This window comes from Pseudomonas sp. P867 (assembly GCF_019891455.1).
GTDB classification, from domain to species: Bacteria; Pseudomonadota; Gammaproteobacteria; order Pseudomonadales; family Pseudomonadaceae; genus Aquipseudomonas; species Aquipseudomonas synxantha_A.
Genome location: NZ_JAFLXB010000006.1, coordinates 21,572 through 40,728, shown reverse-complemented (window position 1 = coordinate 40,728; position 19,157 = coordinate 21,572). Strand labels below are relative to the sequence as shown.

Here is a 19,157-nt window from a genome sequence, read left to right as displayed (position 1 = left end):
TTTTGCACCACCAAGATCTGCGCTCATAAAAAAAGCGAAGCCAAATCAATGGCTTCGCTTTTTTGGATTACGTTCTGAAAAGCTGAGTATCAGAACGGAATATCGTCATCAAAGCTGTCGAAATCCTGAGCCGGTTGCGGCGCAGCCTGTTGTGGCGCTGGACGCGACTCACGCTGTGGCTGCTGGGTTGGCTGTGGACGCGACTGCTGTGGACGCGGTGCCGAGTTGGACATGCCGCCCTGGCCCTGTTGGTCGCCCTGTGGACGGCCGCCCAGCAATTGCATGGTGCCTTGCATGTCGACCACGATTTCGGTGGTGTAACGCTTGATGCCGTCTTTTTCCCACTCGCGGGTTTGCAGTTTGCCTTCGATGTAGACCTGCGAACCTTTGCGCAGATATTCGCCGGCAATCTCAGCGACCTTGCCGAACATCGACACGCGGTGCCATTCGGTTTTCTCGACCTTCTGGCCGGTCTGCTTGTCGGTCCACTGTTCGCTGGTCGCCAGACTCAGGTTGGTCACGGCATTACCGTTAGGCAAGTAGCGAACTTCGGGATCCTGGCCGCAAGTACCGACCAATATGACTTTGTTAACCCCACGGGCCATAACGTTCTCCTAGGCTGGGCGCGCTGTCGGCACTGGGTTGACCAGTTGCTCGAGCGTCGCGCGATCCAATAATTCGGTGTCCAATTTGATGTAAATGGCCGCCTCTTCAGCGACCACGACTGCATCCGTTACCCCTACGACGGCCTTCAGGCGCTCTACCAGACCAGCCTCGCGGATCGCCTCGGGCGATAGCGGCAAACGCAGACTTGTGACGTAGGGAGGTTCGCGCATGGTAACAGCAAAGACCAGCCAAAGTGCAGCCAGCCCGGCGCATCCGAGGAAGACAACCGACAAACCGCCATGCTGGAACATCCAGCCACCCATGATGCCGCCCAACGCCGAGCCAAGGAACTGGCTGGTGGAGTACACCCCCATCGCCGTGCCCTTGCCGCCAGCCGGTGAAACTTTACTGATCAGCGACGGCAGCGAAGCTTCCAGCAGGTTGAACGCGGTGAAAAACACCACCGTACCGATGACCAGTGCCCGCAGGCTATCGCCGAACTGCCAGAAGAATAGTTCAGTGAGCATCAATGTCGCGACGGCGCCGAGTAAAACTCGTTTCATTTTGCGTTTCTTCTCGCCATAGATGATGAACGGGATCATGGCGAAGAACGAAATCAGCAGCGCGGTGAGGTAGACCCACCAATGCTGCTCCTTGGGCAGGCCGGCTTTTTCCACCAGGGCCAGGGGCAAGGCGACGAAGCTGCACATCAGCATTGCGTGTAATACGAAGATACCTAAATCCAGGCGCAGCAGGTCCGGGTGCTTGAGCGTCGGCAGCAGCGCCTGACGTGCGACGCCCGATTCTCGGTGCTGCAGCGTGCCGGTAGAGCGCGGCACCATAAAGGCTACGATCACAATCCCGACCAGGGCCAGGCCGCCAGTGGCCAGAAACAACCCGTGCAGACCAAAAGCGCTCGTCAGCAACGGGCCGACCACCATGGCCACGGCAAACGACAGACCGATAGTCATGCCGATCATGGCCATGGCCTTGGTGCGGTGCTGTTCTCGGGTCAGGTCCGACAGTAAGGCCATGACCGCGGCGGAAATCGCCCCGGCGCCTTGCAGGATGCGTCCGGCAATCACGCCCCAGATTGAATCGGACTGGGCCGCAAGCACACTGCCAAGGGCGAACACGATCAAGCCAAGATAAATCACCGGGCGACGGCCAATGCGGTCGGAAATAATCCCGAACGGGATCTGAAAAATCGCCTGGGTCAGGCCATAGGCGCCAATCGCCAGGCCGATCAACGCGGGGGTAGCGCCTGCGAGATCCATTCCATAGGTCGCCAGCACCGGCAACACCATAAACATGCCCAGCATACGGAAGGCGAACACCAGGGCCAGACCGCTTGCCGCTCGGGTCTCGCCGCTACTCATGCGTTCGCTGTGGGGATCGTGCATGGAAAAACCTCGTGTGAACCGGCGGCGATTCTACCAGTCCCATCGATTGAGAGGGTATATGCGGCGCTTTGCCGCGCAGCTTTCATCTAAGGCTGCAAGCGGCCTTTTGACAGTGTATATTCATCCAGTCTTTAGCCGTATACTCCGGCATTATTTACGCCCGCCGTGCGAGGCCATCTTGGACAAGATCCTGATTCGTGGGGCTAGAACCCACAACCTGAAGAACATCGACCTGACCCTGCCCCGGGACAAACTGATCGTCATCACCGGCTTGTCCGGCTCCGGCAAGTCGTCCCTGGCGTTCGACACGCTATATGCCGAAGGTCAGCGTCGCTATGTGGAATCCCTGTCGGCCTATGCCCGGCAATTCCTGTCGATGATGGAAAAGCCCGACGTCGACACCATCGAAGGCTTGTCGCCGGCCATTTCCATCGAGCAGAAGTCGACCTCCCACAACCCGCGTTCCACCGTGGGCACCATTACCGAAATCTACGACTACCTGCGCCTGCTGTATGCGCGCGTGGGTATTCCGCGCTGCCCGGACCACGATATTCCCCTGGAAGCCCAGACCGTCAGCCAGATGGTCGACCTGGTACTGGCCCAGCCGGAAGGCGCCAAGCTGATGCTGCTGGCGCCCGTCATCCGCGAGCGCAAGGGCGAGCACCTTTCGGTCTTCGAAGAGCTGCGCGCCCAGGGTTTTGTACGTGCGCGCATCAACGGCAAGCTCTATGAGCTGGATGAAGCGCCCAAACTCGACAAGCAGAAAAAGCATTCCATTGATGTGGTGGTCGACCGCTTCAAGGTACGCGCCGACCTGCAGCAGCGTTTGGCGGAATCGTTCGAGACCGCGCTGAAGCTGGCCGACGGCATTGCCCTGGTGGCGCCGATGGATGACGAGCCGGGCGAAGAGATCATCTTCTCCGCGCGCTTCGCCTGCCCAATCTGTGGGCACGCCATCAGCGAACTGGAGCCCAAGCTGTTTTCCTTCAACAACCCAGCCGGCGCCTGCCCGACGTGCGATGGCCTGGGCGTGAAGCAGTTCTTCGATATCAAGCGCCTGGTCAATGGCGACCTGACCCTGGCCGAGGGGGCGATACGCGGCTGGGACCGGCGTAACGTCTACTATTTCCAGATGCTCGGGTCATTGGCCTCGCACTACAAGTTCAGCCTGGAAGTGCCGTTCAACCAGCTGCCGGCAGACCAGCAGAAGGTCATTCTGCATGGCAGCGGCTCGCAGAATGTCGACTTCAAGTACCTGAACGACCGTGGCGACATCGTCAAGCGCTCCCACCCGTTCGAAGGCATCGTGCCGAACCTGGAACGTCGCTACCGCGAGACCGAATCGGCAAGTGTGCGTGAAGAACTGGCAAAGTTCCTCAGCACACAGCCTTGCCCGGATTGCCGTGGCACACGCCTGCGCCGTGAAGCGCGGCATGTGTGGGTGGGCGAAAAAACGTTGCCGGCAGTGACTAACCTGCCAATCGGCGATGCGTGTGAATATTTTGGTGTCCTCAAGCTCACCGGGCGTCGTGGGGAAATTGCCGACAAGATCCTCAAGGAAATTCGCGAGCGCCTGCAGTTTCTGGTCAACGTTGGCCTGGACTACCTGTCACTGGACCGCAGCGCCGATACCTTGTCGGGCGGTGAAGCACAGCGGATCCGGCTGGCCAGCCAGATCGGTGCGGGCCTTGTTGGCGTGCTGTATATCCTCGACGAACCGTCGATTGGCTTGCACCAACGGGATAACGATCGCCTGCTCGGCACGTTGAAACACCTGCGGGACATCGGCAATACCGTGATTGTGGTCGAGCACGATGAAGATGCCATCCGCCTGGCGGACTACGTGGTCGATATCGGCCCGGGTGCAGGTGTGCATGGCGGACATATCGTTGCCGAGGGCACGCCTGCCGAAGTGATGGCGCATCCTGATTCGTTGACCGGCAAGTACCTGTCTGGCCGGGTGAAGATCGAAGTGCCCGCCAAGCGTACGCCGCGTAACAAAAAGATGGCACTGCATCTCAAGGGCGCGCGCGGCAACAACCTGCGCAATGTCGACCTGGAGATTCCGCTGGGCCTGCTGACCTGTGTGACCGGTGTTTCCGGTTCGGGCAAGTCGACGCTGATCAACAACACGCTGTTCCCACTCAGTGCCACCGCGCTGAACGGCGCGACCACCCTGGAAGCGGCGGCGCACGACAGCATCAAGGGCCTGGAGCACCTGGACAAGGTGGTCGATATCGACCAAAGCCCGATTGGGCGTACCCCACGCTCCAACCCGGCCACCTACACTGGGCTGTTTACGCCGATCCGCGAGCTGTTCGCGGGTGTACCCGAGTCCCGCTCGCGCGGCTATGGACCTGGGCGGTTCTCGTTCAACGTCAAGGGCGGGCGCTGTGAGGCCTGCCAGGGCGATGGCTTGATCAAGGTGGAGATGCATTTTCTGCCGGACATCTACGTGCCGTGCGACGTGTGCAAAAGCAAGCGCTACAACCGCGAAACCCTTGAGATCAAGTACAAGGGCAAGAGCATCCATGAAACCCTGGAGATGACCATCGAGGAAGCTCGCGAGTTCTTCGACGCGGTGCCGGCGTTGGCGCGCAAGCTGCAAACGCTGATGGATGTGGGCTTGTCGTACATCAAGCTGGGGCAATCGGCGACTACGCTGTCAGGTGGCGAGGCACAACGGGTCAAGCTGTCTCGCGAGCTGTCCAAGCGCGATACCGGCAAAACCTTGTACATCCTCGATGAACCGACCACCGGTCTGCACTTCGCGGATATCCAGCAATTGCTGGACGTGCTGCACCGCCTGCGAGACCACGGCAATACCGTGGTGGTAATCGAGCACAACCTTGATGTGATCAAGACCGCTGACTGGCTGGTGGACCTTGGGCCGGAAGGTGGTTCCAAGGGTGGCCAGATCATCGCAGTGGGTACGCCGGAGCAAGTTTGCGAAATGCCACAGTCGCACACCGGTTACTACTTGAAACCGTTGCTGGCGCGCGACCGGGCCTGACTTTTTCTAGCCCAATAAAAAGCCCCTGTCACTTTGCGGTGACGGGGGCTTTTTTACAGCTGGGAATCAGAACTGCGATTGCAGGTAATTCTCCAGGCCAATCAACTTGATCAGGCCCAACTGTTTTTCCAACCAATAGGTGTGATCTTCTTCGGTGTCGGCCAACTGCACGCGCAGAATTTCCCGGGTGACGTAGTCGTTGTGCAGCTCGCAAAGTTCGATGCCCTTGCAGAGCGCAGCACGAACTTTGTACTCGAGGCGAAGGTCGGCAGCGAGCATGTCCGGTACCGTGGTCCCCACATCGAGATCATCAGGACGCATACGCGGCGTGCCTTCGAGCATCAGGATACGGCGCATCAGTGCGTCGGCGTGCTGTGCCTCTTCTTCCATCTCGTGGTTGATACGCTCGTAGAGCTCGGTAAAGCCCCAGTCTTCGTACATGCGCGAATGGATGAAATATTGGTCACGAGCTGCCAGTTCGCCCGTCAGCAACGTGTTGAGGTAATCGATTACGTCGGGGTGACCTTGCATCGCCCTACATCTCCCTGCTTGAAAGACTGTAGTTTGAACCATGATGACTTGAAGGTCACGGGATCAACGGCAGAAAAGTGAAGATTTCCGTAGAAAAGTAGCTGAAATAACGCAAAAACCGCCCAAATGAGGGCGGTTCTGCTTATCGTTTAGAGTCAGTTAAGCGATACACCCAGTGCCTTTGCGATTGCTTCTCCATAAGCCGGGTCGGCCTTGTAGAAGTGCTGCAATTGACGCTGGACCACATCGCTGGAAACGCTAGCCATCGCACCGGCAATGTTATTGGTCAGCAGGGCTTTCTGCTCATCATTCATCAAGCGGAACAGCGCGCCCGCATGGCTGTAGTAGTCCGTATCTTCGCGGTGATCGTAACGATCAGCAGCGCCGCTCAGGGCCAGTGCCGGCTCTGCGTACTGCGGGGCTTGCTTGGGCGCATCGGCATAGCTGTTTGGCTCGTAGTTGGGAGCCGCACCGCCATTACTGCCGAAGGCCATAGAACCGTCACGCTGGTAACTGTTAACCGGGTTGCGCGGCGCGTTTACGGGCAGTTGCTGGTGGTTAGTGCCGACACGGTAGCGGTGGGCATCTGCGTAGGCAAACACTCGACCTTGCAACATACGATCGGGTGACAGGCCAACGCCTGGAACCATGTTGCTCGGACCAAATGCAGCCTGCTCCACTTCAGCGAAGTAGTTCTGCGGATTACGGTTGAGCTCAAGCTCGCCCACTTCGATCAGCGGGAACTCTTTTTGCGACCAGGTCTTGGTCACGTCAAACGGGTTCTCATAATGAGCGTTTGCTTGAGCCTCAGTCATGATCTGGATGCAGACGCGCCATTTCGGAAAATCACCTCGCTCGATAGCACCAAACAGATCACGCTGGGCATAGTCAGGGTCGGTACCCGCCAGGCGTGCAGCCTCGGCCGGGGCCAGGTTCTTGATGCCTTGCTTGGTCTTGTAGTGCCACTTCACCCAGTGGCGTTCGCCCTTGGCGTTGATCAGACTGTACGTGTGACTGCCGAAGCCGTGCATGTGGCGATAGCCGTCTGGAATGCCACGGTCCGAAAACAGAATGGTGACCTGATGCAGCGCCTCTGGAGAGTGCGACCAGAAGTCCCACATCATCTGCGCGCTTTTCAGGTTGCTCTGCGGCAGGCGTTTCTGGGTGTGGATAAAGTCCGGGAATTTCAGCGGATCCCGGATGAAGAACACAGGGGTGTTGTTGCCCACGATGTCCCAGTTGCCCTCTTCGGTATAGAACTTCAGGGCAAAACCACGTGGATCACGCTCAGTGTCAGCAGACCCGCGCTCACCACCCACAGTGGAGAATCGCAGGAATGTAGGCGTTTGCTTGCCAACAGATTCGAACAGCTTGGCACTGGTGTACTGGGTGATGTCTTGGGTAACGGTGAACGTACCGTAGGCACCCGATCCTTTGGCATGCACGCGCCGCTCAGGAATGTTTTCACGGTTGAAGTGAGCGAGCTTCTCGATCAGATGGAAATCGTCGAGCAACAACGGGCCACGAGGGCCTGCGGAACGGGAGTTCTGGTTATCCGCAACAGGAGCCCCGCTGGCGGTGGTAAGGACTTTATTCTGGCTCATGCGCAATCTTCCTCAGGTCGGACTTTGAACTGCCGGCTAAGCGGCTTGGAGGGAGTATTGATCATCAACACTACGCCTACAAATTCATTAAATCGTATGCGTCGATAGAAAATAACTAACAAGACTCCGCTCGCTATAGTGCAGCGCACTGTCTATGGAAGCTTGTATAAGTTGCGCTTTTGTTACGCGCACAAAAAACCGGGCGCGAGGCCCGGTTTTTTGTTGCAGCTTGTCGTCTTACTCGGCGCTTACAGCTTCGCCGGCAGTAGCACGATCAACCAACTCGACGTACGCCATAGGCGCGTTGTCGCCAGCGCGGAAACCGCACTTGAGGATGCGCAGGTAGCCACCCTCACGGGTAGCGTAACGCTTGCCCAGGTCGTTGAAGAGCTTACCAACGATAGCTTTCGAACGAGTACGGTCGAAAGCCAGACGGCGGTTAGCCAGGCTGTCTGTCTTGGCCAAAGTGATCAGCGGCTCAGCAACGCGACGCAGTTCTTTAGCTTTCGGCAGTGTAGTTTTGATCAGCTCGTGCTCGAACAGCGACACCGCCATGTTTTGGAACATGGCCTTGCGGTGCGAGCTGGTACGGCTCAGGTGACGACCACTTTTACGATGACGCATGGTTCATTCCTTACCAAACTCACGTTCGGTGATTACGACGATCAGGCAGTCGCCTTGTCGTCCTTCTTAAGACTTGCAGGCGGCCAGTTGTCGAGGCGCATGCCGAGGGACAGACCGCGGGAGGCCAGAACGTCCTTGATTTCAGTCAAGGATTTCTTGCCCAGGTTCGGAGTCTTCAACAGTTCTACTTCGGTACGCTGAATCAGGTCGCCGATGTAGTAAATGTTTTCCGCCTTAAGGCAGTTAGCCGAACGTACAGTCAGTTCCAGATCGTCAACCGGGCGAAGCAGGATCGGATCGATCTCGTCTTCCTGCTCGATTACCACTGGTTCGCTGTCACCTTTGAGGTCGACGAACGCAGCCAACTGCTGTTGCAGAATGGTTGCAGCGCGGCGGATAGCCTCTTCAGGATCCAGGGTACCGTTGGTTTCCAGATCAATAACCAGCTTGTCCAGGTTAGTACGCTGCTCGACACGGGCGTTTTCCACCACGTATGCGATACGGCGAACCGGGCTGAACGAAGAGTCAAGCTGCAAGCGACCAATGCTGCGGCTTTCGTCTTCATCGCTCTGACGCGAGTCGGCCGGTTCATAACCACGACCACGAGCTACAGTGAGCTTCATGTTCAGGGCGCCGTTAGACGCCAGGTTAGCGATTACGTGATCGGGGTTAACGATCTCGACATCATGATCCAGCTGAATATCGGCAGCGGTAACCACCCCCGAACCCTTCTTCGACAAGGTCAGCGTAACTTCGTCACGGCCGTGCAGCTTGATAGCCAGACCTTTAAGGTTCAACAGGATTTCAATTACGTCTTCCTGTACACCTTCGATGGCGCTGTACTCGTGGAGCACACCGTCAATCTCGGCCTCGACTACTGCACAGCCGGGCATTGAGGACAACAGGATGCGGCGCAGCGCGTTGCCCAGGGTGTGGCCAAAACCACGCTCGAGAGGCTCGAGAGTAATTTTGGCGCGGGTTGGACTGACAACCTGCACATCAATGTGGCGGGGTGTCAGGAACTCATTTACCGAAATCTGCATGGATGCACCTATTTTCTAGCCCTTACTTGGAGTAGAGCTCGACAATCAGGCTTTCGTTGATGTCGGCGGACAGATCACTGCGAGCAGGAACGTTCTTGAAAACGCCCGACTTCTTCTCAGTGTCTACTTCTACCCATTCTACGCGGCCACGTTGGGCACACAGATCGAGAGCTTGGACAATGCGAAGTTGGTTTTTAGCTTTCTCGCGAACTGCGACCACGTCACCAGCACGAACCTGGTAAGACGGAACGTTTACGGTCTGACCGTTAACGCTGATCGACTTGTGCGATACCAGCTGACGGGATTCGGCACGAGTCGAACCAAAGCCCATACGGTATACAACGTTGTCCAGACGGCATTCGAGCAGTTGCAGCAGGTTTTCACCGGTTGCACCTTTCTTGCCAGCAGCTTCTTTGTAGTAGCCGCTGAACTGACGCTCGAGAACGCCGTAAATACGACGGACCTTCTGCTTTTCACGCAGTTGGGTGCCGTAATCGGACTGGCGACCGCGGCGTTGGCCGTGGATACCAGGTGCTGCTTCAATGTTGCACTTCGATTCGATCGCGCGCACGCCGCTCTTCAGGAAGAGATCGGTGCCTTCGCGACGAGCGAGTTTGCATTTTGGACCAATGTAACGAGCCATTCTTTACAATCTCCTGGATTACACGCGGCGCTTCTTCGGCGGACGGCACCCGTTGTGCGGGATTGGCGTCACGTCGGTGATGCTGGCGATCTTATAGCCACAGCCGTTCAAAGCACGGACAGCAGACTCACGACCTGGACCTGGACCTTTGACGTTAACGTCGAGGTTTTTCAGGCCGTATTCCAGCGCAGCTTGACCAGCACGTTCAGCAGCTACTTGAGCGGCAAACGGGGTGGACTTGCGGGAACCGCGGAAACCCGAACCACCGGAGGTAGCCCAAGAAAGCGCGTTACCTTGACGGTCGGTGATGGTCACGATTGTGTTGTTAAAAGATGCATGGATGTGGGCGATGCCATCAACCACTGTCTTTTTAACTTTTTTACGAGGACGAGCAGCAGGTTTTGCCATGATAATTTTCCTGTCGATTCGCTGGGGCGATTACTTGCGGATCGGCTTACGCGGACCTTTACGGGTACGCGCGTTAGTCTTGGTACGCTGACCGCGTACTGGAAGACCACGACGATGACGCAGACCGCGATAGCAACCGAGGTCCATCAAACGCTTGATTTTCATGTTGATTTCGCGACGCAGGTCACCTTCAGTGGTGAACTTCGCCACTTCGCCACGCAGCTGTTCAATCTGCTCGTCGCTCAGATCCTTGATCTTAGCGGCTGGGTTTACCCCAGCAACTGCGCAAATTTTCTGCGCAGTAGTGCGACCAACACCATAGATGTAGGTCAGCGAGATAACAGTGTGCTTGTTATCTGGAATGTTAACGCCTGCAATACGGGCCATTCAGTGGGACTCCAATTGACAGCTACCTACGCCCCGGAAGCCAAGAAATAGGGCGCGAGATAATATCGCTGTAATAACAAATAATCAACCCGGCAGCGCACTAGCTGCCGGGCTTCAAGCGGATCACACTCAGCCTTGGCGCTGTTTGTGACGCGGTTCCGCGCTGCAAATTACTCGAACAACACCTTCGCGGCGAATAATCTTGCAGTTACGGCACAGCTTTTTCACCGATGCACGAACTTTCATCACCAACTCCTCGAACCTTATGGGGTACTCAGCGCAACATGCCGCTGCCGTAGCCCTTCAGGTTGGCTTTCTTCATCAGGGATTCGTACTGGTGCGAAACGAGGTGCGATTGTACTTGGGACATGAAGTCCATCACAACCACGACCACGATCAGCAACGAGGTCCCGCCAAGGTAGAACGGAACGTTTGCTGCAACCACCAGGAACTGGGGCAACAGACACACGGCCGTCATATATAGAGCACCGAACAGGGTCAAACGAGTCAGAACGCCATCAATGTAGCGTGCCGACTGCTCACCTGGACGGATACCCGGAATAAAGGCACCGGACTTCTTCAGGTTTTCCGCTACGTCTTTCGGATTGAACATCAACGCCGTATAGAAGAAGCAGAAGAAAATAATCCCTGCACTAAACAGCAGAATATTCAACGGCTGACCAGGAGCGATCGACTGAGAGAGGTCCTGCAGCCAGCCCATATTTTCAGACTGACCAAACCAGGTACCCAACGAAGCCGGAAACAGCAAGATGCTGCTCGCGAAAATTGCCGGAATAACACCGGCCATATTCACTTTCAGCGGCAAGTGGCTGGTCTGCGCAGCAAAAACCTTGCGGCCCTGCTGACGCTTGGCGTAGTGAACAGCAATACGACGCTGGCCACGCTCAATGAACACCACAAAACCGATAATCGCTACTGCCAGCAAACCGATAGCAACCAGGGCGAAGATATTGATATCACCCTGACGCGCAGACTCGAAAGACTGCCCGATTGCTCTCGGAAGACCGGCGACGATACCTGCGAAAATCAACATCGAGATACCGTTACCAACACCACGCTCAGTAATCTGCTCACCCAGCCACATCATGAACATCGCACCAGCCACAAACGTGGATACCGCGACGAAATGGAAGCCAAAGTCACCAGTGAACGCAACGCCCTGCCCTGCCAGGCCAACGGACATGCCGATAGCTTGAACCAGGGCGAGGACTACAGTGCCGTAGCGGGTGTACTGGCTAATCTTGCGACGGCCAGCTTCACCTTCCTTCTTCAACTGCTCCAGCTGCGGGCTGACGGCTGTCATCAGTTGCATGATGATCGACGCCGAAATGTACGGCATGATCCCCAGTGCAAAGATGCTCATCCGCTCCAGCGCACCGCCGGAAAACATGTTGAACAAGCTAAGAATGGTCCCCTCATTCTGTCGAAACAGGTCTGCGAGTCGGTCCGGGTTGATACCTGGAACCGGGATGTGTGCGCCTATTCGGTAGACGATAATCGCCAGGAACAGAAAACGCAGACGAGCCCAAAGTTCAGACATACCGCCTTTGCCGAGCGCTGAGAGAGCACCTTGCTTAGCCATTTATTCCTCGAACTTGCCGCCAGCTGCTTCGATAGCCGAACGCGCACCTTTGGTGGCGCCGATTCCCTTGCCGATAGTGACAGCGCGAGTCACTTCACCGGACAGCATGATTTTCACACGCTGTACGTTGACGTTGATCACGTTGGCATCTTTCAGGGTCTGCACAGTAACGATGTCGCCTTCCACTTTAGCCAGCTCGGACAGACGCACTTCTGCGCGGTCCATGGCTTTCAGGGATACGAAACCGAACTTAGGCAGGCGACGATGCAGCGGCTGTTGACCGCCTTCAAAGCCTGGAGCGATGGTGCCACCGGAGCGGGAGGTTTGACCTTTGTGGCCACGGCCACCAGTCTTACCCAAACCGCTACCGATACCACGGCCCGGACGATGCTTTTCGCGACGGGAACCCGGCGCTGGACTCAGATCATTGAGTTTCATCGATTAACCCTCTACACGCAGCATGTAGTAAGCCTTGTTGATCATCCCGCGATTCTCGGGAGTATCCTGGACTTCTACAGTGTGACCGATGCGACGCAGACCCAAACCTTTAACACACAGTTTGTGGTTAGGGATGCGGCCGGTCATGCTTTTGATCAGCGTTACTTTAACGGTAGCCATGATCAGAAGATCTCCTTGACAGTCAGACCACGCTTGGCAGCGATGGACTCAGGAGATTGCATAGCTTTCAGACCCTTGAAAGTGGCGTGAACCACGTTTACCGGGTTAGTCGAGCCGTAGCACTTGGCCAGAACGTTCTGAACGCCAGCAACTTCGAGGACAGCACGCATAGCGCCGCCAGCGATGATACCGGTACCTTCAGAAGCAGGCTGCATGTACACCTTCGAAGCGCCGTGAGCGGACTTCATTGCGTACTGCAGAGTGGTGCCGTTCAGATCAACTTGGATCATGTTGCGACGAGCAGCTTCCATTGCCTTCTGGATCGCGGCAGGCACTTCACGTGACTTGCCACGGCCGAAGCCAACACGCCCTTTACCATCACCCACCACGGTCAACGCGGTGAAAGTGAAGATACGGCCGCCTTTAACGGTTTTGGCTACGCGGTTAACTTGAACCAGCTTCTCAATGTAGCCTTCGTCGCGCTTTTGGTCGTTATTTGACATAACTTAGAACTCCAGCCCAGCTTCACGAGCAGCATCAGCCAGCGCTTTCACGCGACCGTGGTACTTGAAGCCAGAGCGGTCGAAAGCCACTTGCGAGACGCCAGCGGCCTTAGCACGCGTAGCGACCAGCTGGCCAACCTTTGTGGCCGCGTCGATGTTGCCAGTGGCACCATCACGCAGTTCTTTATCCAAAGTCGAGGCGCTTGCCAGGACTTTGTTGCCGTCGGCCGAGATGACCTGGGCGTAGATGTGCTGCGACGAGCGGAACACGCAGAGACGCACGACTTCGAGTTCGTGCATTTTCAGGCGTGCTTTGCGAGCGCGACGCAGTCGAGTAACTTTTTTGTCGGTCATTTGCTATGCCCTACTTCTTCTTGGCTTCTTTACGACGGACGACTTCGTCCGCGTAGCGCACACCTTTGCCTTTGTACGGCTCTGGTGGACGGAAGTCGCGGATCTCAGCGGCCACTTGACCTACCAGCTGCTTGTCGATGCCCTTGATCAGGATATCGGTCTGGCTAGGAGTCTCAGCAGTGATGCCCGCTGGCAGTTCGTAATCCACTGGGTGCGAGAAGCCAAGGGCAAGGTTCAAAACCGTGCCTTTTGCTTGCGCTTTGTAACCAACACCGACCAGCTGGAGCTTGCGCTCGAAGCCTTGGCTTACGCCTTGGACCATGTTGTTTACCAACGCACGCGTGGTACCGGCCATTGCGCGAGTTTGTTGATCGCCATTGCGAGCAGCGAAACGCAGCTCACCAGCTTCTTCAACGATCTCAACGGACGAATGGATGTTCAGTTCAAGAGTACCCTTGGCACCCTTCACCGAAAGCTGTTGGCCTGCGAATTTGACTTCGACACCGGCTGGCAGCTTAACGGGGTTCTTAGCGACGCGAGACATGCTTATCCCCCCTTAGAACACAGTGCAAAGAACTTCGCCGCCGACACCGGCAGCGCGCGCAGCACGATCCGTCATCACACCTTTGTTGGTGGAGACGATAGACACGCCCAGACCGCCACGAACTTTCGGCAGATCTTCAGCGGACTTGTACTGACGCAGGCCTGGACGGCTAACGCGCTTCACTTCCTCGATGACCGAACGGCCTTCGAAGTACTTCAGCTCGATGGACAGCAGTGGTTTGATTTCGCTGCTGATCTGATAACCCGCAATGTAGCCTTCGTCTTTCAGGACTTTGGCAACAGCTACCTTCAACTTGGAAGATGGCATGCTTACGACGGACTTTTCAGCCATCTGGGCATTACGGATACGAGTTAGCATGTCCGCTAACGGGTCCTGCATACTCATGGGCTAGACGCTCCTAATACAAAAAAATTAGCCTTGCGGCTACATATGTCGCCGAGAATCTCCGAGCACAAAAAACACGGGCTCAGGCGAGCCGCGTATTTTAGACACACTCCAGAAATGAAACAAGCCCCAAAAGGGGCTTGATCCAGATTCAAGGTCACCGGCGGTCAGTATCTTGCGATTCCGACCACCTGGACGTTGAAAGTACTTACCAGCTGGCTTTAACCAGACCTGGTACGTCACCACGCATTGCCGCTTCACGCAGTTTGTTACGGCCGAGGCCGAACTTGCGGTAAACGCCGTGTGGACGACCGGTCAGGCGGCAGCGGTTACGCATGCGCGAAGCGCTTGCGTCACGTGGCTGCTTCTGCAGAGCAACTGTAGCTTCCCAACGCGCTTCTGGACTTGCGTTCAGATCAACGATGATTGCTTTCAGTGCTGCACGCTTCTTGGCGTACTTGGCAACCGTGAGCTGACGCTTCAGCTCGCGGTTTTTCATGCTCATCTTGGCCATGGTCCTACTCCAATCAGTTGCGGAACGGGAATTTGAAAGCACGCAACAGGGCGCGACCTTCATCATCGTTCTTGGCAGTGGTGGTCAGGGTGATGTCCAGACCGCGGAGAGCATCGATCTTGTCGTAGTCGATTTCCGGGAAGATGATCTGCTCTTTCACGCCCATGCTGTAGTTACCACGACCATCGAAGGACTTGGCATTCAGGCCGCGGAAGTCGCGGACCCGAGGCAGGGAGATCGACAGCAGACGATCCAGGAATTCGTACATACGCTCACGGCGCAGAGTCACTTTGACGCCGATCGGCCAACCTTCACGGACTTTAAAGCCAGCGATGGATTTCCGAGCGTAAGTCACAACGACTTTTTGACCGGTGATCTTTTCCAGGTCGGCAACAGCGTGCTCGATGACTTTTTTGTCGCCGATCGCTTCGCCCAGACCCATGTTCAGGGTGATTTTGGTGACGCGCGGAACTTCCATCACGTTCCCGAGCTTAAGTTCTTCCTTAAGCTTAGGGGCGATTTCCTTCCGGTAAATCTCTTGTAGTCGTGCCATGGTCTAATCTACCTAGCAGTGTTCAAGCATCAACCGCTTTTTGGGTCGACTTGAAGACACGAATTTTCTTACCGTCTTCTACTTTGAAACCAACGCGGTCAGCCTTGTTGGTTTCGCCATTGAAGATGGCGACGTTAGAAGCGTCCAGCGGAGCTTCTTTCTCGACGATACCGCCCTGCACGCCCGACATCGGGTTAGGCTTGGTATGACGCTTGACCAGGTTCAGACCACCGATAACCAGACGGTTATTAGCGAGAACCTTAAGCACCTTACCGCGCTTACCTTTGTCTTTGCCGGCGATCACGATGATCTCGTCGTCACGACGAATCTTTTGCATGTCGGATCTCCTTACAGCACTTCTGGGGCGAGCGAGACGATCTTCATGAACTTCTCAGTACGAAGTTCACGGGTCACTGGCCCAAAGATACGGGTGCCGATCGGCTCTTGCTTGTTGTTCAGAAGAACAGCAGCGTTGCCATCAAAGCGGATAATGGAGCCATCAGCACGACGTACGCCGTGACGAGTGCGGACTACAACAGCAGTCATCACTTGGCCTTTTTTCACTTTACCGCGAGGAATTGCTTCCTTCACGGTAACCTTGATGATGTCACCGATACCAGCGTAACGACGATGGGAGCCACCCAGCACCTTGATGCACATAACACGGCGAGCGCCGCTGTTATCGGCCACATCGAGCATGGATTGAGTCTGAATCATATAATTTCTCCGACCCCTAGTCCTTAGACTTCCACAGCGCGTTCGAGAACATCAACCAGTGCCCAAGACTTGGTCTTGGCCAGCGGACGAGTTTCACGAATAGTGACTTTGTCGCCGATGTGGCACTGATTGGTTTCGTCGTGCGCGTGCAGCTTAGTCGAACGCTTAACATATTTACCGTAGATCGGGTGCTTAACGCGACGCTCGATCAAAACGGTGATGGTTTTGTCCATCTTGTCGCTGACAACACGGCCAGTCAGCGTACGGACAGTCTTTTCGGCTTCAGCCATGATCACTTACCTGCCTGCTGGTTGAGCACAGTCTTCACGCGAGCGATGTCACGCTTAACTTGCGAGAGCAGATGAGACTGCCCCAACTGGCCAGTTGCTTTCTGCATACGCAGATTGAACTGGTCGCGCAGCAGGCCGAGCAGTTGCTCGTTCAGCTGCTGTGCGGATTTTTCACGAAGTTCATTCGCTTTCATCACATCACCGTCCGTTTAACAAAGGAGGTGGCGAGCGGCAGCTTTGCAGCAGCCAGGGCGAAAGCCTCACGCGCCAGCTCTTCAGAAACACCCTCGATTTCATACAGGACTTTGCCTGGCTGAATCTGGGCAACCCAGTATTCCACGTTACCCTTACCTTTACCCATCCGAACCTCGAGAGGTTTTTTGGAGATCGGCTTGTCCGGGAATACACGGATCCAGATCTTGCCGCCACGTTTTACGTGACGGGTCAGAGCACGACGCGCTGACTCGATCTGACGAGCGGTGAGACGACCACGAGCTACAGACTTCAGCGCGAACTCGCCGAAGCTGACTTTGCTACCGCGCTGAGCCAGACCACGGTTGTGGCCTGTCATCTGCTTGCGGAACTTCGTACGCTTAGGTTGCAACATTTGGCGTACCCCTTACTTAGCAGCTTTTTTACGAGGCGCTGGTGCTTGTGGTTTCAGTTCTTCTTGGCGACCACCAATTACTTCGCCTTTGAAGATCCAAACCTTTACACCGATCACACCGTAAGTGGTGTGAGCTTCGTAGTTGGCATAGTCGATGTCGGCACGCAGGGTGTGCAGTGGCACACGACCTTCGCGATACCATTCAGTACGTGCGATTTCAGCACCGCCGAGACGACCGCTCACTTGGATTTTGATGCCTTTGGCACCAATGCGCATGGCGTTCTGTACGGCGCGCTTCATAGCGCGACGGAACATTACGCGACGCTCCAGCTGCTGAGCTACGCTCTGCGCAACCAGCATACCGTCGAGCTCCGGCTTGCGGATCTCTTCGATATTGATGTGCACAGGCACACCCATTTGCTTGGTCAGGTCCTGACGCAGTTTCTCAACATCTTCACCTTTCTTCCCGATAACGATACCTGGACGAGCGGTGTGGATGGTGATACGTGCAGTTTGGGCCGGACGATGGATATCGATACGGCTTACGGACGCGCTTTTTAGTTTGTCTTGGAGATACTCACGCACCTTCAGATCAGCGAACAAATAGTCCGCATAAGTCCGACCGTCTGCGTACCAGACGGAGGTGTGCTCCTTGACGATTCCCAGGCGAATGCCAATGGGATGTACTTTCTGACCCATCTCTTCGACTCCGTTACTTGTCAGCAACCTTGACAGTGATATGGCAAGACCGCTTGACGATGCGATCAGCACGGCCTTTGGCACGTGGCATGATGCGCTTCAGCGAACGCCCTTCGTTGACGAAAACGGTGCTGACCTTCAGGTCATCAACGTCTGCGCCTTCGTTATGCTCGGCGTTGGCTACGGCCGACTCCAGCACTTTCTTCATGATCTCGGCGGCTTTCTTACTGCTGAAAGCCAACAGGTTGAGCGCTTCGCCCACCTTCTTCCCGCGGATCTGGTCGGCGACCAAGCGGGCTTTCTGGGCGGAGATTCGAGCGCCCGACAACTTAGCGGCTACTTCCATTTCCTAACCCCTTAACGCTTGGCTTTCTTGTCTGCCACGTGCCCACGATAAGTGCGGGTACCGGCAAACTCGCCCAGTTTGTGGCCGACCATGTCTTCGTTAACGAGAACTGGGACGTGTTGACGACCGTTGTGTACTGCGATGGTCAGACCGACCATTTGTGGCAGGATCATCGAACGACGCGACCAGGTCTTAACTGGTTTGCGATCGTTCTTTTCCGCCGCCACTTCGATCTTCTTCAGTAGGTGAAGATCAATAAAAGGACCTTTTTTCAGAGAACGTGGCACTGTCGTATCCCTCTATTTACTTGCGACGACGGACGATCATTTTGTCGGTACGCTTATTACCACGAGTCTTCGCGCCCTTAGTCGGGAAGCCCCATGGCGATACCGGATGACGACCACCAGAGGTACGACCTTCACCACCACCGTGTGGGTGGTCAACCGGGTTCATGGCAACACCACGAACGGTTGGGCGAACGCCACGCCAGCGTTTGGCACCAGCTTTACCCAACGAACGCAGGCTGTGCTCGGAGTTCGAGACTTCGCCCAGGGTCGCACGGCATTCAGCCAGTACTTTACGCATCTCACCAGAACGCAGACGCAGGGTCACGTAGACACCTTCACGAGCGATCAGCTGAGCCGAAGCACCAGCGGAACGAGCGATTTGCGCGCCTTTACCTGGCTTCAATTCGATGCCGTGTACGGTGCTACCAACTGGAATGTTACGCAGTTGCAGAGCGTTGCCCGGCTTGATCGGCGCCAGAGCACCTGCGATCAGCTGGTCACCAGCACTCACGCCTTTAGGGGCGATGATGTAGCGACGCTCACCATCTGCGTACAGCAGCAGAGCGATGTGAGCAGTACGGTTTGGATCGTATTCAATACGCTCGACAGTGGCAGCGATGCCATCTTTGTCGTTGCGACGGAAATCGACCAGACGATAATGCTGCTTATGGCCACCACCGATGTGACGAGTGGTAATGCGACCATTGTTGTTACGACCACCAGACTTCGATTTTTTCTCGAGCAGCGGTGCGTGAGGAGCGCCTTTATGCAGCTCCTGGTTGACCACCTTGACCACAAAACGGCGGCCAGGGGAAGTCGGTTTGCATTTAACGATTGCCATGATGCACCCCTTCC

29 protein-coding genes are annotated in these 19,157 nt (G+C 56.0%); 1 reads left to right on the top strand and 28 read right to left on the bottom strand.

Annotated elements, in window-relative coordinates:
• Positions 1–89: 89 nt before the first annotated feature.
• Together J1G33_RS12870 and J1G33_RS12865 are read right to left on the bottom strand one after the other, a co-directional pair.
• The gene (locus tag J1G33_RS12870) at positions 90–605 is read right to left on the bottom strand and encodes a single-stranded DNA-binding protein (protein WP_005791904.1); all 516 of its coding nucleotides are present in this window, start codon (positions 603–605) and stop codon (positions 90–92) included.
• 9 nt (positions 606–614) lie between these two features.
• Positions 615–2,009: an MFS transporter gene (locus J1G33_RS12865; RefSeq protein ID WP_005791905.1), complete on the bottom strand. Its 1,395-nt coding sequence runs from the start codon at positions 2,007–2,009 to the stop codon at positions 615–617.
• A 178-nt stretch (positions 2,010–2,187) separates the two neighbouring features.
• On the opposite strand from J1G33_RS12865, the gene uvrA reads away from it, so the two are divergent.
• Positions 2,188–5,022 (top strand): excinuclease ABC subunit UvrA, encoded by a 2,835-nt coding sequence (gene uvrA / locus J1G33_RS12860; RefSeq protein WP_032879214.1) that lies wholly within the window; start codon positions 2,188–2,190, stop codon positions 5,020–5,022.
• 66 nt (positions 5,023–5,088) lie between these two features.
• Here uvrA and bfr read toward each other — a convergent pair whose 3' ends face one another.
• From bfr to rplB, 26 genes are all read right to left on the bottom strand, one after another.
• Positions 5,089–5,553, bottom strand: a complete 465-nt coding sequence (gene bfr, locus J1G33_RS12855) for a bacterioferritin (protein WP_032879213.1) — start codon at positions 5,551–5,553, stop codon at positions 5,089–5,091.
• Between the two features lie 155 nt (positions 5,554–5,708).
• Positions 5,709–7,157 (bottom strand): catalase, encoded by a 1,449-nt coding sequence (locus J1G33_RS12850; RefSeq protein WP_078822462.1) that lies wholly within the window; start codon positions 7,155–7,157, stop codon positions 5,709–5,711.
• A 237-nt stretch (positions 7,158–7,394) separates the two neighbouring features.
• Complete coding sequence (gene rplQ / locus J1G33_RS12845) at positions 7,395–7,781, bottom strand: 50S ribosomal protein L17 (protein ID WP_003176402.1); 387 nt, start codon at positions 7,779–7,781, stop codon at positions 7,395–7,397.
• A gap of 41 nt (positions 7,782–7,822) precedes the next feature.
• A complete protein-coding gene (gene rpoA / locus J1G33_RS12840; protein WP_003176403.1) occupies positions 7,823–8,824 on the bottom strand; it encodes a DNA-directed RNA polymerase subunit alpha in 1,002 nt (333 codons plus the stop codon).
• 22 nt (positions 8,825–8,846) lie between these two features.
• Positions 8,847–9,467, bottom strand: coding sequence for a 30S ribosomal protein S4 (gene rpsD, locus J1G33_RS12835; RefSeq protein WP_003176404.1), 621 nt, complete (start codon positions 9,465–9,467; stop codon positions 8,847–8,849).
• A gap of 18 nt (positions 9,468–9,485) precedes the next feature.
• Positions 9,486–9,875, bottom strand: coding sequence for a 30S ribosomal protein S11 (gene rpsK, locus J1G33_RS12830; protein ID WP_002555466.1), 390 nt, complete (start codon positions 9,873–9,875; stop codon positions 9,486–9,488).
• Positions 9,876–9,905: 30 nt separating this feature from the next.
• A complete protein-coding gene (gene rpsM / locus J1G33_RS12825) occupies positions 9,906–10,262 on the bottom strand; it encodes a 30S ribosomal protein S13 (protein ID WP_003194635.1) in 357 nt (118 codons plus the stop codon).
• 129 nt (positions 10,263–10,391) lie between these two features.
• Complete coding sequence (gene rpmJ / locus J1G33_RS12820; RefSeq protein WP_002555468.1) at positions 10,392–10,508, bottom strand: 50S ribosomal protein L36; 117 nt, start codon at positions 10,506–10,508, stop codon at positions 10,392–10,394.
• 28 nt (positions 10,509–10,536) lie between these two features.
• Positions 10,537–11,865: a preprotein translocase subunit SecY gene (gene secY, locus J1G33_RS12815; RefSeq protein WP_003194637.1), complete on the bottom strand. Its 1,329-nt coding sequence runs from the start codon at positions 11,863–11,865 to the stop codon at positions 10,537–10,539.
• The gene (gene rplO, locus J1G33_RS12810) at positions 11,866–12,303 is read right to left on the bottom strand and encodes a 50S ribosomal protein L15 (protein ID WP_003176407.1); all 438 of its coding nucleotides are present in this window, start codon (positions 12,301–12,303) and stop codon (positions 11,866–11,868) included.
• Between the two features lie 3 nt (positions 12,304–12,306).
• The gene (rpmD, locus tag J1G33_RS12805; protein WP_003176408.1) at positions 12,307–12,483 is read right to left on the bottom strand and encodes a 50S ribosomal protein L30; all 177 of its coding nucleotides are present in this window, start codon (positions 12,481–12,483) and stop codon (positions 12,307–12,309) included.
• Between the two features lie 2 nt (positions 12,484–12,485).
• On the bottom strand, positions 12,486–12,986 hold the full coding sequence (gene rpsE, locus J1G33_RS12800) for a 30S ribosomal protein S5 (protein WP_003176409.1): 501 nt from the start codon (positions 12,984–12,986) through the stop codon (positions 12,486–12,488).
• A gap of 3 nt (positions 12,987–12,989) precedes the next feature.
• Positions 12,990–13,340, bottom strand: coding sequence for a 50S ribosomal protein L18 (rplR, locus tag J1G33_RS12795; RefSeq protein ID WP_003186037.1), 351 nt, complete (start codon positions 13,338–13,340; stop codon positions 12,990–12,992).
• A gap of 10 nt (positions 13,341–13,350) precedes the next feature.
• Entirely contained in the window at positions 13,351–13,884 is a 534-nt protein-coding gene (rplF, locus tag J1G33_RS12790) for a 50S ribosomal protein L6 (protein ID WP_003194640.1), read from the bottom strand.
• 12 nt (positions 13,885–13,896) lie between these two features.
• Positions 13,897–14,289 (bottom strand): 30S ribosomal protein S8, encoded by a 393-nt coding sequence (gene rpsH / locus J1G33_RS12785; RefSeq protein ID WP_003176413.1) that lies wholly within the window; start codon positions 14,287–14,289, stop codon positions 13,897–13,899.
• 208 nt (positions 14,290–14,497) lie between these two features.
• Positions 14,498–14,803: a 30S ribosomal protein S14 gene (gene rpsN, locus J1G33_RS12780; protein WP_003176414.1), complete on the bottom strand. Its 306-nt coding sequence runs from the start codon at positions 14,801–14,803 to the stop codon at positions 14,498–14,500.
• Between the two features lie 13 nt (positions 14,804–14,816).
• Positions 14,817–15,356 (bottom strand): 50S ribosomal protein L5, encoded by a 540-nt coding sequence (rplE, locus tag J1G33_RS12775; RefSeq protein ID WP_003194642.1) that lies wholly within the window; start codon positions 15,354–15,356, stop codon positions 14,817–14,819.
• A 22-nt stretch (positions 15,357–15,378) separates the two neighbouring features.
• Positions 15,379–15,693, bottom strand: a complete 315-nt coding sequence (rplX, locus tag J1G33_RS12770; protein WP_003176416.1) for a 50S ribosomal protein L24 — start codon at positions 15,691–15,693, stop codon at positions 15,379–15,381.
• 11 nt (positions 15,694–15,704) lie between these two features.
• Entirely contained in the window at positions 15,705–16,073 is a 369-nt protein-coding gene (rplN, locus tag J1G33_RS12765; protein ID WP_002555479.1) for a 50S ribosomal protein L14, read from the bottom strand.
• A gap of 23 nt (positions 16,074–16,096) precedes the next feature.
• Positions 16,097–16,363 carry a 30S ribosomal protein S17 gene (gene rpsQ, locus J1G33_RS12760; RefSeq protein WP_003176419.1) on the bottom strand — a complete coding sequence of 89 codons (267 nt, stop codon included), beginning with the start codon at positions 16,361–16,363 and terminating at the stop codon, positions 16,097–16,099.
• A gap of 2 nt (positions 16,364–16,365) precedes the next feature.
• Positions 16,366–16,557, bottom strand: a complete 192-nt coding sequence (rpmC, locus tag J1G33_RS12755; protein WP_002555481.1) for a 50S ribosomal protein L29 — start codon at positions 16,555–16,557, stop codon at positions 16,366–16,368.
• Complete coding sequence (rplP, locus tag J1G33_RS12750) at positions 16,557–16,970, bottom strand: 50S ribosomal protein L16 (RefSeq protein WP_003176421.1); 414 nt, start codon at positions 16,968–16,970, stop codon at positions 16,557–16,559. Before rplP ends, rpmC begins: the two co-directional genes overlap by 1 nt.
• A gap of 12 nt (positions 16,971–16,982) precedes the next feature.
• On the bottom strand, positions 16,983–17,669 hold the full coding sequence (rpsC, locus tag J1G33_RS12745) for a 30S ribosomal protein S3 (protein ID WP_003176422.1): 687 nt from the start codon (positions 17,667–17,669) through the stop codon (positions 16,983–16,985).
• Positions 17,670–17,682: 13 nt separating this feature from the next.
• Entirely contained in the window at positions 17,683–18,015 is a 333-nt protein-coding gene (gene rplV / locus J1G33_RS12740) for a 50S ribosomal protein L22 (protein WP_003103908.1), read from the bottom strand.
• A gap of 11 nt (positions 18,016–18,026) precedes the next feature.
• Positions 18,027–18,302 carry a 30S ribosomal protein S19 gene (gene rpsS / locus J1G33_RS12735; protein WP_002555486.1) on the bottom strand — a complete coding sequence of 92 codons (276 nt, stop codon included), beginning with the start codon at positions 18,300–18,302 and terminating at the stop codon, positions 18,027–18,029.
• Between the two features lie 16 nt (positions 18,303–18,318).
• Positions 18,319–19,143, bottom strand: a complete 825-nt coding sequence (gene rplB, locus J1G33_RS12730; protein ID WP_003186055.1) for a 50S ribosomal protein L2 — start codon at positions 19,141–19,143, stop codon at positions 18,319–18,321.
• Between the last annotated feature and the right edge of the window lie 14 nt (positions 19,144–19,157).